At 30.3% G+C, this 13557-nt stretch carries 19 protein-coding genes; 14 read left to right on the top strand and 5 right to left on the bottom strand.

The annotated features are described in order from the left end of the window. The 8 genes from ACTG3V_RS04070 to ACTG3V_RS04035 form a co-directional block, all read left to right on the top strand. On the top strand, positions 1–456 hold a 456-nt coding region (locus ACTG3V_RS04070; RefSeq protein WP_439130857.1), incomplete at its 5' end, for an aldo/keto reductase. Positions 457–491: 35 nt separating this feature from the next. Beyond that, a complete protein-coding gene (locus ACTG3V_RS04065) occupies positions 492–839 on the top strand; it encodes a HopJ type III effector protein (RefSeq protein ID WP_439130856.1) in 348 nt (115 codons plus the stop codon). Next, the gene (locus tag ACTG3V_RS04060; protein ID WP_439130855.1) at positions 832–2559 is read left to right on the top strand and encodes a M28 family peptidase; all 1728 of its coding nucleotides are present in this window, start codon (positions 832–834) and stop codon (positions 2557–2559) included. Before ACTG3V_RS04065 ends, ACTG3V_RS04060 begins: the two co-directional genes overlap by 8 nt. A gap of 5 nt (positions 2560–2564) precedes the next feature. Continuing rightward, complete coding sequence (locus ACTG3V_RS04055; protein ID WP_439130854.1) at positions 2565–2906, top strand: MGMT family protein; 342 nt, start codon at positions 2565–2567, stop codon at positions 2904–2906. A 19-nt stretch (positions 2907–2925) separates the two neighbouring features. Continuing rightward, a complete protein-coding gene (locus tag ACTG3V_RS04050) occupies positions 2926–3789 on the top strand; it encodes a hypothetical protein (RefSeq protein ID WP_439130853.1) in 864 nt (287 codons plus the stop codon). Positions 3790–4018: 229 nt separating this feature from the next. Further along, positions 4019–5158 (top strand): Mrp/NBP35 family ATP-binding protein, encoded by a 1140-nt coding sequence (locus ACTG3V_RS04045; protein ID WP_439130852.1) that lies wholly within the window; start codon positions 4019–4021, stop codon positions 5156–5158. Between the two features lie 60 nt (positions 5159–5218). Continuing rightward, positions 5219–5455 (top strand): NifU family protein, encoded by a 237-nt coding sequence (locus tag ACTG3V_RS04040; RefSeq protein WP_397444856.1) that lies wholly within the window; start codon positions 5219–5221, stop codon positions 5453–5455. 68 nt (positions 5456–5523) lie between these two features. Continuing rightward, the gene (locus ACTG3V_RS04035; protein ID WP_439130851.1) at positions 5524–6579 is read left to right on the top strand and encodes an NAD(P)/FAD-dependent oxidoreductase; all 1056 of its coding nucleotides are present in this window, start codon (positions 5524–5526) and stop codon (positions 6577–6579) included. Between the two features lie 59 nt (positions 6580–6638). On the opposite strand, the gene ACTG3V_RS04030 is transcribed toward ACTG3V_RS04035, so the two are convergent. The 4 genes from ACTG3V_RS04030 to ACTG3V_RS04015 all read right to left on the bottom strand — a co-directional run bounded on the left by ACTG3V_RS04030 (position 6639) and on the right by ACTG3V_RS04015 (position 8800). Further along, the gene (locus ACTG3V_RS04030) at positions 6639–7280 is read right to left on the bottom strand and encodes an O-methyltransferase (protein ID WP_439130850.1); all 642 of its coding nucleotides are present in this window, start codon (positions 7278–7280) and stop codon (positions 6639–6641) included. A 178-nt stretch (positions 7281–7458) separates the two neighbouring features. Beyond that, positions 7459–7722, bottom strand: coding sequence for a hypothetical protein (locus tag ACTG3V_RS04025; protein WP_439130849.1), 264 nt, complete (start codon positions 7720–7722; stop codon positions 7459–7461). Between the two features lie 3 nt (positions 7723–7725). After that, a complete protein-coding gene (locus ACTG3V_RS04020) occupies positions 7726–8292 on the bottom strand; it encodes a sigma-70 family RNA polymerase sigma factor (RefSeq protein ID WP_439130848.1) in 567 nt (188 codons plus the stop codon). A 28-nt stretch (positions 8293–8320) separates the two neighbouring features. Next, positions 8321–8800 (bottom strand): nuclear transport factor 2 family protein, encoded by a 480-nt coding sequence (locus tag ACTG3V_RS04015; protein WP_439130847.1) that lies wholly within the window; start codon positions 8798–8800, stop codon positions 8321–8323. Positions 8801–8939: 139 nt separating this feature from the next. On the opposite strand from ACTG3V_RS04015, the gene panB reads away from it, so the two are divergent. From panB to ACTG3V_RS03985, 6 genes are all read left to right on the top strand, one after another. Continuing rightward, complete coding sequence (gene panB, locus ACTG3V_RS04010; RefSeq protein WP_439130846.1) at positions 8940–9758, top strand: 3-methyl-2-oxobutanoate hydroxymethyltransferase; 819 nt, start codon at positions 8940–8942, stop codon at positions 9756–9758. A 108-nt stretch (positions 9759–9866) separates the two neighbouring features. Then, the gene (locus ACTG3V_RS04005) at positions 9867–10220 is read left to right on the top strand and encodes a four helix bundle protein (RefSeq protein WP_439130845.1); all 354 of its coding nucleotides are present in this window, start codon (positions 9867–9869) and stop codon (positions 10218–10220) included. Positions 10221–10285: 65 nt separating this feature from the next. Beyond that, on the top strand, positions 10286–11242 hold the full coding sequence (locus ACTG3V_RS04000) for a 2-hydroxyacid dehydrogenase (protein ID WP_439130844.1): 957 nt from the start codon (positions 10286–10288) through the stop codon (positions 11240–11242). 32 nt (positions 11243–11274) lie between these two features. Further along, the gene (locus ACTG3V_RS03995; protein ID WP_439130843.1) at positions 11275–11733 is read left to right on the top strand and encodes a DUF1801 domain-containing protein; all 459 of its coding nucleotides are present in this window, start codon (positions 11275–11277) and stop codon (positions 11731–11733) included. Between the two features lie 4 nt (positions 11734–11737). Continuing rightward, the gene (locus tag ACTG3V_RS03990) at positions 11738–12124 is read left to right on the top strand and encodes a VOC family protein (RefSeq protein WP_439130842.1); all 387 of its coding nucleotides are present in this window, start codon (positions 11738–11740) and stop codon (positions 12122–12124) included. Between the two features lie 8 nt (positions 12125–12132). Then, positions 12133–12531: a DoxX family protein gene (locus tag ACTG3V_RS03985; protein WP_439130841.1), complete on the top strand. Its 399-nt coding sequence runs from the start codon at positions 12133–12135 to the stop codon at positions 12529–12531. Positions 12532–12675: 144 nt separating this feature from the next. Here ACTG3V_RS03985 and ACTG3V_RS03980 read toward each other — a convergent pair whose 3' ends face one another. Further along, complete coding sequence (locus ACTG3V_RS03980) at positions 12676–13533, bottom strand: class I SAM-dependent methyltransferase (RefSeq protein WP_439130840.1); 858 nt, start codon at positions 13531–13533, stop codon at positions 12676–12678. Between the last annotated feature and the right edge of the window lie 24 nt (positions 13534–13557).

Below are 13557 nucleotides of genomic sequence, written 5' to 3'. Positions count from 1 at the left end.
ATGTTTCGTCAAAAACCAAATGAATTATTTTTTAAAGAAGCTAAAAAAAAGAATGTAGGTATTATTGCTAGAGTTCCATTAGCAAGTGGTTTGTTAACCGGAAAATTTAATAAAACAACCACTTTTAACAAAGATGATCATCGATTTTTTAACAGAAATGGAGAAGCTTTTGACAAAGGAGAAACTTTTTCTGGAATAGATTATCATCTAGGCTTGCAAGCTGTAGAAGAATTAAAAAAAGTTTTTAATAGAGATGAAAACCTAGTACATAAAGCATTACAGTGGATTTTATCTTTTAATGAAATTAGCTGTGTGATTCCTGGAGCTTCAAGTACAGAACAGCTATTGGCTAACTTAAACACATTAAAAGCAAGGCCAATTTCTAATCAAGAAAAAAAAAATACGAAAGCGATATACGATAAGTATATTAAATCTGAAGTGCATGATTTATGGTAAAACTATTCAAAACTTACTTATCAAAATAAATATAAATGACAATCCAAGAATTCAAAACCAAGCTTAAAGATAATCCAAAATCAAATTTATTTGCAGAAACAATGCAGATAATTGAAAACAATTACACTTTTACACCAACAGCTTTTAAAAACGGAACAGTCGAAAATAAAGCAGGAGAAAATTCGGGCTCTTGCAAGTTGTTTGCCTTTGCAATTCTTCAAGAATTAACAAAACAAGAAACCTTAGCTTGTTTTGGAGAGCATTATCAATCTGTTTTAGAGGATAAAAATGGAACATCACACCAAAATATCAGAAATTTTATGAAAACTGGTTTTGAAGGTTTGTCTTTTGAAAATGAAGCTTTAATAACAAGATATGTTTAAAAAAACAAGATACTATTTATTAATATCATTTTTCTTTATCAACTGTAAAAACGATAAACTTCAAAAACTAGATACTAATAATTATGCTGAGGTTATCAACCAAAAATTTACAGGAGATTTAGCTTATGAAACCACTGCTTTCGTAGAGAAATATTGGCGCGTTGTTGGAAATACTGGGTTTGATAAAAGTATTTACAGAATTGAAGAAGAGTTGATAAAATCGGGTTATGTTCTAGAGGAAAATGCCACAGAAAAAGACATTTTAACCTACAGAATTGAAAAACGACCACTACAAAAACCCACTTGGGAATCTGTTGACGCATTCATTACCATCAATCGTGAAAAAGAACCTTTACTTTCACATGCTACCAACAGAAATATGATTGCTTTAAACTCTTACAGCACCCCTAAAGAAGGAGTTACTGCTGAAGTTGTTCATATTACAGATTTGAAAAATATAAATAAAGCAGATGTAAAAGGAAAAATTGTTTTTGCAGAAGCAAGTCCATATAGAATTTATAAATCTGCCATTATTGATGGAAAAGCAGCCGGAATTTTAACTTATAGCAATCCAGATTATTTACAGCCAGCAAAAAACACAACTTCGATTCAGTTTCGTTCTATTCCACAGGATTCTGTTCGTAAACCTTGGGCAATTGCCATGTCTTATGCAGCAAAAGAACGGTTAAAAAAAGCACTCAAAAAAGGGAAAGTAACGTTGAATGTAAAGATTGAAACAAATATTTATAAATCAGAAGAATTAACCATTATTGCTGATGTTAAAGGAAATACAAACCCAAAAGAGCGTTTGGTTTTTAGTGCACATGTTCAAGAACCTGGAGCCAATGACAATGCAACTGGTGTTGGAGTAGCGTTAGAAATGGCTGCCTTAACCGCAAAATTTATCGAACAAAAAAAATACCAGCCCAAAAGATCGTTAAGTTTTTTATGGGGAGATGAAATTGTGTCTACCAGAAGATATGTGCAAGAAGATTCCATAAGAGCAAAAAATATAAAATGGGGAATTTCTTTAGACATGGTTGGAGAAAACACAGAAAAAACTGGCGGCACTTTTTTAATCGAAAAAATGCCAGACCCCAGTGCAATTTGGACACGTGGCAATGACAAACACACAGAGTGGGGAGGTTCTAAAATGAAATTAGACCAAATGAAACCTCATTATCTAAATGATTTTTTAATTGATAAATTCAAAGCGCAAGGCAAAAGAGCCAACTGGACAGTGGCTACAAACCCATTTGAAGGTGGAAGTGATCATGTGCCTTTTTTAAGAGCAGATATTCCAAGTGTATTGTTTTGGCATTTTACTGATCAGTTTTACCACACAGATAATGACAGAATCGATAAAGTATCTAAAACCACGTTAAAAAATGTGGGAACTACAGCTTTAATTGCTGCCTATACTTTATTAAATGCTGATGAAAAAACAGCAATTTCCATTTTAGAAAATTTGGAAAAAGCTGCTGTAAATCGATTAAATGAAGAATTAAAACAGAGCAAAATTGCATTAAATAAAGGTGATGCTTTAACAACACAAATTGAAATTATAGACGCTTGGAAAAATTGGTACAAGGAGTCTTTTTTAACCACTTTAGATATGGTTTCTGACAAAAAAATAATAGAATTAAAAATAGAAGAATCCCATAAATTAATTGACTCTATTGCATCAACAATAAAAAAAGAATTGCAACCACAACAATAAAAATTATGGCAAAAGAAAGTGATAACTTTTTTGAAAGAGTTTATGTTGTGGCTCGAAAAATTCCTTTTGGCAGAGTAACTAGTTATGGTGCCATTGCAACCTATTTAGGTGCAGCAAGATCTGCAAGAATGGTGGGTTGGGCAATGAATAATTCTCATACACAAAAAGAAGAAGTGCCAGCTCACAGGGTGGTTAATAAAAAAGGCTTGCTCACAGGAAAACATCATTTTGATGGCACCAACTTAATGCAACAATTGTTAGAAAGTGAAGGCATTATTGTAATTGATAACCAAATTCAAGATTTAGAAACCGTTTTTTGGAATCCTTCAGAAGAGCTTTTGGAATAGTTTTTGGGCACTATAAAAAATGAAAAAAATTCTATTTTATTTATTGTTTGTTTTAAGCATATCAAGCTGTATTACAAAAGAAAGAAAATACCCTGTAATCATCCCTTCAAGCTACGATACAATACTCGAAAACAACTTTGACTCGATTCAAATAGCAAAAAATATTGTTTATAGTATTGGTTTTAATAGAGATACGTTAACGCTAAATGAAAGAAATCAGAATAAGTATTTACATCAAGATGAAGTTTTCTCGTTTAATAAGTATTCAGAACATAAAAAGACAGACAGTATCGTTTTGTATGTTGATGTTGATAACCCTAATTTTCACACAAATTTTATCGCTTCATATTTTAGTTTATCAATACCTCCTCCTCCATCAGATGTTGAAATTGATTCTGTAGAAATCAACAATTTGCAAAAAGCGCATCAAAAAAGACTATTAAAAGAATTAAACACTCATTACAAAGCATATCCTTTTTATATTTATAATACATCAAAAAATACCCAAGAAATTTTAAAACCGATAGCTGGCGGAGATTTATTTATGATTTTAGAAGCCAAAGATGAGAAGGGTTTGTGGAAACCTATCGAATACTTTGAACAATTTGGATTTTTATGTGGAACTGGGCATCAAAATTATATCCTAAAACCAAATCATTATATCATAGGAGCAATAAAAAAATATGATGGAAATTATGAAACAATAATGCGCATAAAACTTAGATCTTTTGATAAAATATTCTATTCTAACGAATTTCAAGGTAAAATGAATTACAGTCAATTTCATTCAAAAGATATTGTTGAAAAATTAAAAAACAGATTTAATTATCGTGATAAAAAAGAACCTAATTATAGAGAAAAAAATATGTTTTTAAACCATTAATAAAACATCGTTTAAAATGTACTTATCAAATCACAACGTAACTCAAATAATTAATAAGATTAGTTCAATTCGATACTAAAAATTAGAAAATAATTTCCCCTTATCCAACCATAAACAAACCTAATTTATTCGCTTTATTTTATAACTTGTAAGCTGTATCTTTGTAATGTAGATTAAATAAAAATAAGCCATTACTTTATATCGTAAAGTAATGCGTAAAAAGCAAATAATGAGTTTTAAAAAGCAAGATATATACCAAGCATTAGAAACTATTACTGAGCCTGGAGAGGGTAAAAGTTTAATAGAAAATAATAATGTTAAAAATGTAGTTATTTTTGGAAACGAAGTAAATGTAGACGTTACCATTAGTAACCCAACACTGCAAGCCAAAAAGAAAATTGAATCAGAAATTACCAAAGCTATCAAAACTAAGATTGATGAAGCTATAGAGGTAAAAATAAACTTAAAAGTTGAGAAACCTGCACCAAAACAAGATCCCAATTTAATTAAAGGAAAACCAATTCCGAATATTAAAAATATCATTGCAGTGGCTTCAGGTAAAGGTGGTGTTGGTAAATCTACCATAACCGCAAATTTGGCTGTTTCTTTAGCCAAAATGGGGTTTAATGTTGGTGTTTTAGATGCTGATATTTATGGACCATCGCAACATATTATGTTTGATGTAGAAAAAGAAAAACCACTTTCTGTTCAAGTAGATGGACGCTCTAAAATGAAACCTATCGAAAATTATGGTGTAAAATTATTGTCTCTTGGTTTTTTTACAAATCCAGATCAAGCTGTAATTTGGCGAGGGCCAATGGCGTCTAAAGCTTTAAAGCAATTAATTTTTGATGGTGCTTGGGGAGATTTAGATTTCTTATTAATCGATTTACCTCCAGGTACAGGAGATGTGCATTTATCTATAGTACAAGCCTTACCAATAAATGGAGCAGTTGTAGTATCAACTCCGCAAAACATTGCCTTAGCAGACGCTAAAAAAGGTGTGGCTATGTTTCAACAAGATAGTATAAAGGTGCCTGTTTTAGGAATCGTTGAAAATATGGCGTACTTTACGCCAGAAGAATTGCCAGATAATAAATATTACATCTTTGGTAAAGATGGTGCAAAAAACTTAGCAAACGATATCAACACAACGTTTTTAGGAGAAGTTCCTTTAGTACAAAGTATTCGTGAGGCTGGTGATGTTGGTCATCCAGTAGCTTTACAAGAAGGTACTGTTTTAGAAAAAGCATTTCAAGACATAACCAAAGAAATGGTAGCGCAATTATTAGACAGAAATGCAAATTTACCACCAACAGAAGTGGTTAGAATTACAACAATGAGTGGTTGTAGTGCAGTAAAAAAATAATAAAACTCTTTTCCCAGAATGAGTTTTTTCCCTTTAGGGAAATTTAAAAGGGAATTAATTATGACAGCAGAAGAAACACATAATAACGTAGAAAAAGCGTTAGACGAGATTCGTCCTTTTTTAATGAGCGATGGTGGAAATATTAAACTACTTTCTATAGAAGACGCTATTGTAAAAGTACAGTTAGAGGGTGCTTGTACAGGTTGTTCTGTAAACCAAATGACCTTAAAAAACGGTGTAGAAGCTACCATAAAAAAATACGCACCACAAATACAAGAAGTCATTAATGTAGCATAATCTTATGTGACTTTTATCACATTCTATAAAATTTTGAAAACCTATTTTTGTCAAATTATACAAAGAAAATGATTTCAACAGACATACTTATTATAGGTGCAGGGCCAACAGGTTTATTCACAGTTTTTGAAGCAGGTTTACTAAAACTTCACTGTCATTTAATAGATGCTTTGCCACAAGCAGGTGGTCAATGCTCTGAAATATATCCCAAAAAACCGATTTACGATATACCTGCCTATCCAGAAATTTTAGCTGGTGATTTAACAGATAAACTGATGGAACAAATTAAACAATTTGAACCTGGTTTTACCTTAGGAGAACGTGCTGATACCATTGATAAACAAGAAGATGGTTCGTTTATTGTGACTACAAATAAAGGCACCAAACACCATGCAAAAATAGTTGCAATTGCAGGAGGTCTAGGAAGTTTTGAACCAAGAAAACCCCCTATTCCAAACATTGCCAATTTTGAAGATCATGGAGTTGCGTATATTATTAGAGATCCTGAAGTTTATAGAAATAAAAAAGTAGTCATTTCTGGTGGTGGAGATTCAGCCTTAGACTGGTCTATTTTCTTAACCGATGTTGCCTCAGAAGTAACTTTAGTTCATAGAAGAAACGAATTTAGAGGGGCTTTAGATTCTGTTGATAAAGTACAAGAATTAAAAGATGCTGGCAAAATAAGATTAATTACTCCTGCAGAAGTAAAAGGAATTGTAGGAACAGATAAAGTGGAAGGCGTTTCTGTAGTAAAAAAAGGCGAAGAACCTTTTACTATTGAAACTGATCATTTTATTCCACTTTTTGGTTTGTCTCCCAAATTAGGTCCAATTGCCAATTGGGGATTAGAAATTGAGAAAAATGCCATAAAAGTGAATAACGCTTTAGATTATCAAACCAATATTCCAGGAATTTATGCCATTGGAGATGTAAATACCTATCCAGGAAAATTAAAGTTGATTTTATGTGGTTTTCACGAAGCAACATTAATGTGTCAAAGTGCCTATCAACGTATTTTTCCTGATAAGAAATATGTAATGAAATATACTACTGTTGGTGGTGTAGAAGGTTTTGATGGTACAAAAAAAGAGGCGCCAAAAGCCGTTATTAAAAAGATTGAATAGTACAATAATTAAATATCTTTTCTGGTTTTGAAAATCAGAAAAGATATCAATTATATAAATCATATTACTCTACTTACTGTTAAACCATCTCTAATAGGCAATAAAACCGTTTCTACGCGCTTATCTGTGTTTAATAACTTATTGTACTCTAAAAGCACTTTTGTGTCCTTATCTTTAGCATCTAAAGGTTCTACAATTTTACCACTCCACAATACATTATCGGACAAAATAATTCCACCTGAATTCATTTTATCAATTATTTGATGAAAATAATTTACGTAGTTAGATTTATCAGCATCAATAAAAACCAAATCAAAGGTTTCATTAATTTCAGGAATTATATCTAAAGCATTACCTACTTTTTGTACAATTTGATCTCTGTATCCAGATTTTTCAAAATACTTATTCTGCAAAGTTTCTAATTCTTCGTTTTTATCCAAAGTGATGATTTTACCATTTTTTGATAAACCCTCTGCCAAACAGATTGCAGAATACCCTGTATAAGTACCAATTTCTAAAATGGTTTTTGGGTGTACTAATTTTGATATCATTGCTAAAACTCTTCCTTGAAAAGCACCACTTAACATTCTAGGGTTTAAAACTTTTTGCCAAGTTTCTCTATTCAATTCTTGTAATAATTGCGGTTCTTGTTGTGAATGTTCAACAATATAATCGTCTATTTTTTCTGGTAAAAAGTGCATATTTATGTCAGGTTTAACGCAGTCTAGACCAAAATTAAATTCTTATAAAATCTTCTCGCCTGCGCTCGAGAAAGTGTCTTTTTTCATCAAAAATAAAAAAACGGAATCTATATTGCTATAAATTCCGTCAATCTAACAAAAAATCAAAAATACGGTTTTAAAAAACCGAAAAAAATTTTTATCCTTTGTAATTATTTAACTGTCTCTTTAAGGCTTCTTTATCCTTTTTTGGCATACAATGTAAAATGCTTTTACAATTTTTTGCATGACCTTTATAAATTTTAGTTAACGTTACATTTTGTTTTGTATATTTCATACAAATCCTACAACGTATAAAATGAATGTTTAGTTTAATTTTTTCTAAAAATGTAGCCTCTCCATATTGATTTTTATCACAAATAGTTGTGGCTTCATCACAATTAATTATAAATTTTTTAAACATCTTTTAATTATTAAACCAATTATCTTCCATACACTTTCTTAGTTGAGTTCTGGCTCTGTGGATGATAACCCATAAATTTGACGCTGTTATATCTAACTCCTTACAAATTTCTTCTGTTTCAAATTCTTGAATCGTTTTCATTCTAAAAACCATTCCATATTTCTCTGGCAAATTATCTATACAAACATCAATCTGGCTTCTTAACTCTTCGTTTTCTATGGTTTTTTCTGATGCATTGTCCCAACTTTGTGGTACTCGTTCTTCTAGCCAATTTCCTTCATTTTCACCATCAGTATAAAAATTCATTCTAACCTCTGCCTGTCCTTTTTTAGAATTTATTTTTCTATAATGATCAATTACTTTTCTTTTTAAGATTGAAATTAACCAAGTTCTTTCTGTAGATTTTCCTTGAAAATTTTTAGCAGATTTTAAACCAGCAAAAAAAGTTTCTTGTACTAAATCTTTCGCTAAATCACTATTATTAACGCGTACAACAGCATAATTATACAAATAATCTGCATAATTATCTATCCATTTGTTAGGGTTTAAAATGATTTCTTTTTGAAGCATCTTACTTTTTGAATAATCAAATATAATGCTATTTTTTTTCTTTTAATGCTTTACAATTTTCTCTTCTTCTCATATCAACTATATAGGTAATTTCCCATTTTCCGTTGTTATTAAAAAGTTGAAAAGAGTTTGCTCCACAATGACTAAATTTTCCATTAAAATAAAACTCATAAGGGGTCCAAACTGAAGCCAAATTTCCATCAACTTTAATATCGTAAGAAAGTAATTTTTCTAAATAAATATGTTCTGGTTTTTTATTGGCAATAGATGTTAACAATTGTTCTTTAGACTCTGTTTGTAAAATGTTTATACCTTCTTTATTGGTAGATGTAGTTTGAATCTTTACATCTTTATGAAGTGTGGTTTTCATAGTGGTACTATCACCTTTATGTAAACCTTCAAAAAAAGTTTCAATTACTTGTTTTATTTCTATTTTCTTGTTTTTTTCTTGAGCTGTTAGTGTTAGTGTTGTAATAAAAACGAGTAAAAAAGTAATAGTTTTTTGCATAATAAATTGATTTTAAAGTGATAAATCTAAGTAAAAAATTGATTCTCAATAAAATTTGAAACCTAATTAACTAAATATTAACTCCGATTATATCTGCAATAATTTCTTACTTTTACCAAAGCAAAAAATTTAAAAAAATATGTCTGCAGCAAAAAAACAGTACAAAAGAATTACCGTAAAATCTTTGGTAGAAATGAAAGCAAATGGAGAAAAAATATCCATGTTAACTGCTTACGATTATACGATGGCTAAGATTCTAGATAGTGCTGGTTTAGATGTGCTTTTAGTTGGTGATTCTGCTAGTAATGTTATGGCCGGTCATGAAACTACATTGCCTATCACCTTAGATCAAATGATTTATCACGCAAGTTCAGTGGTTAGAGCTATAGATCGTTGTTTGGTTGTGGTAGATTTACCTTTTGGTAGTTATCAATCAGACCCAAAAGAAGCTTTACGTTCTGCCATAAGAATTATGAAAGAAAGTGGAGGACATTCTATAAAATTAGAAGGAGGAAAAGAGGTAAAAGAATCTATAAAACGAATTTTAAACGCCGGAATTCCTGTTATGGGGCACTTAGGTTTAACGCCACAATCTATTTATAAATTCGGTACGTACACAGTAAGAGCTAAAGAAGAAGCTGAAGCTGAAAAATTGATGGAGGATGCTTTAATGTTAGAAAGAATTGGGTGTTTTGCACTTGTTCTAGAAAAGGTACCTGCAAAATTAGCGCAAAAAGTAGCAAAAGCCTTAACGATTCCAGTTATAGGAATTGGAGCTGGAAACGGAGTTGATGGTCAAGTACTAGTGACTCATGATATGATTGGAATGACCCACGAATTCAACCCACGATTTTTGCGCAGATATTTAGATTTATTTGCTGATATGACCACTGCTTTTGAAAGTTATGTTGATGACGTAAAATCTGGTGATTTTCCTAGTGAAAAGGAGCAGTATTAAGTAGTTAGATTATTAGATTATTAGATTGTTAGATAGCATATTTTAAAATTTATGTAACAATTGATGCTTCAATAAATCTAAATACCAAACAGTCTAAATATTTAAACTATGCATCGTTATAAAGATTTAAAATTTTGGCAGTTAAGCAGAACTTTTTGTAAAGATATTTACCTAGTTACTAATCAGTTTCCTGATTCTGAAAAGTTTGGTTTAGTTTCTCAATTAAGAAGGGCCTCTGTTTCTATTCCATCAAATATTGCAGAAGGCGCGTCTAGAAGTTCTAATAAAGACTTTAAACGGTTTCTAATAATCGCATTAGGATCTTGTTATGAAATTGAAACTCAATTATTACTTTCTTTTGATTTGGAGTTTATTAATAAGCCAGAATTAGAAAAACTAAATAATACCTTAAGTCAGATTATTAAAATGATGTCAAAATTTAGTTACTCACTAAAAATCTAATAATCCAACAATCTAATTATCTAAAATATCAAGAATCTAACTATCCAACAATCTAAAAATCTATTTTGAAAATCCTACACCTAGACACCAATCACCCTCTTTTAGTAAATCAACTAAACAACTTAGGGTTTACTAATGATGAAGATGATACGTCATCTAAACAAGAAATTGAAGCAAAAATTCATCTCTATGATGGTTTTATTATTAGAAGTCGTTTTAAAATTGATAAACATTTTTTAAATAAAGCCACCAACCTAAAATTTATAGGAAGAGTTGGTGCTGGTTTAGAAAATATTGATTGTGATTATGCAACATCAAAAAACATTGCATTAATTGCGGCTCCTGAAGGAAATAGAAATGCAGTTGGAGAACATTCTTTGGCCATGTTATTATCGCTTTTTAATAAGCTCAACAAGGCTGATAATGAGGTTAGAAATGGCAAATGGTTGCGTGAGGAAAACCGAGGAATGGAACTCGATGGAAAAACCATTGGTTTAATTGGTTATGGAAATATGGGTAAATCTTTCGCAAAAAAACTACGTGGTTTTGATGTTGAAGTGCTTTGCTATGATCTAAAACCCAATGTTGGTGACGCTAATTGCAAACAAGTTTCTTTACAAGAATTGCAAGAAAAAAGTGATGTTTTAAGCTTACATACTCCACAAACAGCGCTTACCAAAAACATGATAAATACTGATTTTATCAATAACTTTAAAAAACCTTTTTGGTTGATAAACACTGCACGTGGAACCTCTGTGGTAACTAAAGATTTAGTTGATGCTTTGCGATCTGGAAAAATTTTAGGCGCTGGTTTAGATGTTTTAGAATATGAAAAATCATCTTTTGAAAACTTATTTTCTAATGATAATAATAAAAAGTCTGAAGCAATGCCCTTGGCTTTGCAATATTTAATTAATGCTGAAAATGTAATTTTATCGCCTCATGTAGCTGGTTGGACAATTGAAAGTAAAGAAAAATTGGCACAAACTATTGTAGATAAAATTAAAGAAAAATTTTGCTAACTTGTGAGTTGCAATCATCAACCAAATTAAAAATGACTTACGAAGCCAACTCACCAGAAGAATACATTAGTCAATTACCTGAAGAAAGACAACCAGTTGTTGAAAAATTAAGAGCCATCATCAAACAAAATTTACCTAAAGGTTTTGAAGAGGGTATCAATTATAAAATGTTAGGCTATTATGTGCCTCACACTATTTATCCAAATGGGTATCATTGTAACCCAAAAGATCCTTTGCCTTTTTTAAATGTGGCCTCTCAGAAAAATTCTATCAACTTATATCATAATGGTATTTATGCAAAAAAAGAATTGCTAGATTGGTTTGTTACAGAATATCCAAAGCATTGCAAACGCAAATTAGATATGGGTAAAAGTTGTATTCGTTTTAAAAAAATCGATGATATTCCTTACGATTTAATTGCAGAGTTATGCACTAAAATGTCTGTTAATGAATGGATTACAGTTTACGAAACTGCAATTAAAAAGCAATAAAAAAATGAAAAATAGAGTTACCGGAATTGGAGGGTTATTTTTTAAAAGTGATGATCCTAAAGCATCAAAAGATTGGTATAAAAAACACCTAGGTTTTAATACAGATGATTGGGGTTGCACTTTTTGGTGGAAAGATAAAAATGATAAAGAATGTTCTACACAATGGAGTCCTTTTGCTAAAGAAACCGATTATTTTGAGCCTTCTAAAAAAGAGTTTATGCTTAACTATAGAGTTGAAAATTTAGTTGAACTATTAGCTGAATTAAAAAAAGAAGGGGTTACTATTGTTGGTGAAATTCAAGAGTTTGAATATGGAAAATTTGCTTGGGTTCTTGATAATGAAGGCAATAAAATTGAACTTTGGGAACCAATTGATGCCGCTTTTAAATAGATTTATTAATGAAATTCTTATCTAACTACCCTACAGAAGTTTTACTACTTTTATTTTTAATCATCACTTTTGTACTTTCAGCAATAGAAAAAATGCAAGATTGGAAAGGTAATGTAGGTTTTATAACACATCATTTTAAAAATTCTCCTTTAAAAAATAATGTATCATTTTTACTAGGCATTATTTTAATTATAGAAATAATTGCTGTGGTTTTCATGGTTTTTGGTGTATTTCAATTATACACAACTGGAGCAAAAGAATTTGCTTTATGGGGTGTAGAACTATCAGCGATTACTTTATTATTTTTACTCATAGGTCAACGTTTAGCAAAAGATTATCCTGGTGCAATGAGTTTAGGTGTTTATTTTATCATTACCGTTTTTGGGGTGTTTTTGTTAAATAACTAAAAACTATTATTTTTTAATTTAGTTATAAGAAGAAACTATTAAAAAAGCTCTTAAAACTTTCGTTTTAAGAGCTTTTCTATTTTTAGTAAGGTATTTGTAAGTTTTTAGAAAATTAACTAAAATAAACACGCTAAAAATTAATATTTATTGCTTTTTGAGCACATAAATTAACGAAGAATATTCTTTTGTTGTTTTTGCCTTCCTGTTTGATACGAAACCTCTGTAAAATGATTTTATGGGATTCATTTTTCCTGTTTTATATTTCTCGCTTAATAAAGAAACATAATAAGCATCAAACTTCATGGGCAAAGTTTTATCAACTTTTAGATGCACTGTAGAAAATAATTTTAAAATCGATTTTTGACTAAAGTGCCATAAGTGCCTTGGTACATCAAAAGCAGCCCAAAACTCCTTATAATATTTTGCATCGTAACTTTTATAATTAGGTACAGCAATTATTAATCTACCTTTTTCAGCAAGCAAAGTATGAAGGGTTGTGATATATTCTTCTAAATTCTCAACATGTTCTAAAACGTGCCAAAGTGTAATAACATCGAATTTTTGTGTTTTAAATTCTGATAAATCCTCTAGTAAAATAACTCCTTTTTTTTGAGCAATATTTCTAGCTTCTAAATTGGGTTCCGTTCCAAAAACATTCCAAGAATTATTTTTACAAACTTTTAAAAAATCTCCTGTACCAGCCCCAACATCTAAGATGTTTTTTTCTTTAGTTTTAAAAGAGTTTATCAGTTTTAATTTTCTTTTTAAAGTGATATTTTTTACACCTTGATAAACTTTATCAAATACTGTTTTTTTTGAATCTGTATGAGAAATATAGTCTTCACTTTTGTAATAGTCTCCCAAATTTTTTGGAACAGGTGTTGTAACAAGCATATCAAAATCTAAATTTCTTTGCACTTGATAAACTTCTCCAGAAACTGTAAAATCTTTACACTCTAAAAAAGGAATTAAGTTTTTATCAAAATTGATTTTTGTATTCATTTCTATGCATCTTAAAATTTAAAT

Origin of the sequence: Polaribacter sp., from assembly GCF_965660385.1 — a bacterium.
Classification (GTDB): domain Bacteria; phylum Bacteroidota; class Bacteroidia; order Flavobacteriales; family Flavobacteriaceae; genus Polaribacter.
This window is presented reverse-complemented; position numbering and strand designations above follow the sequence as displayed.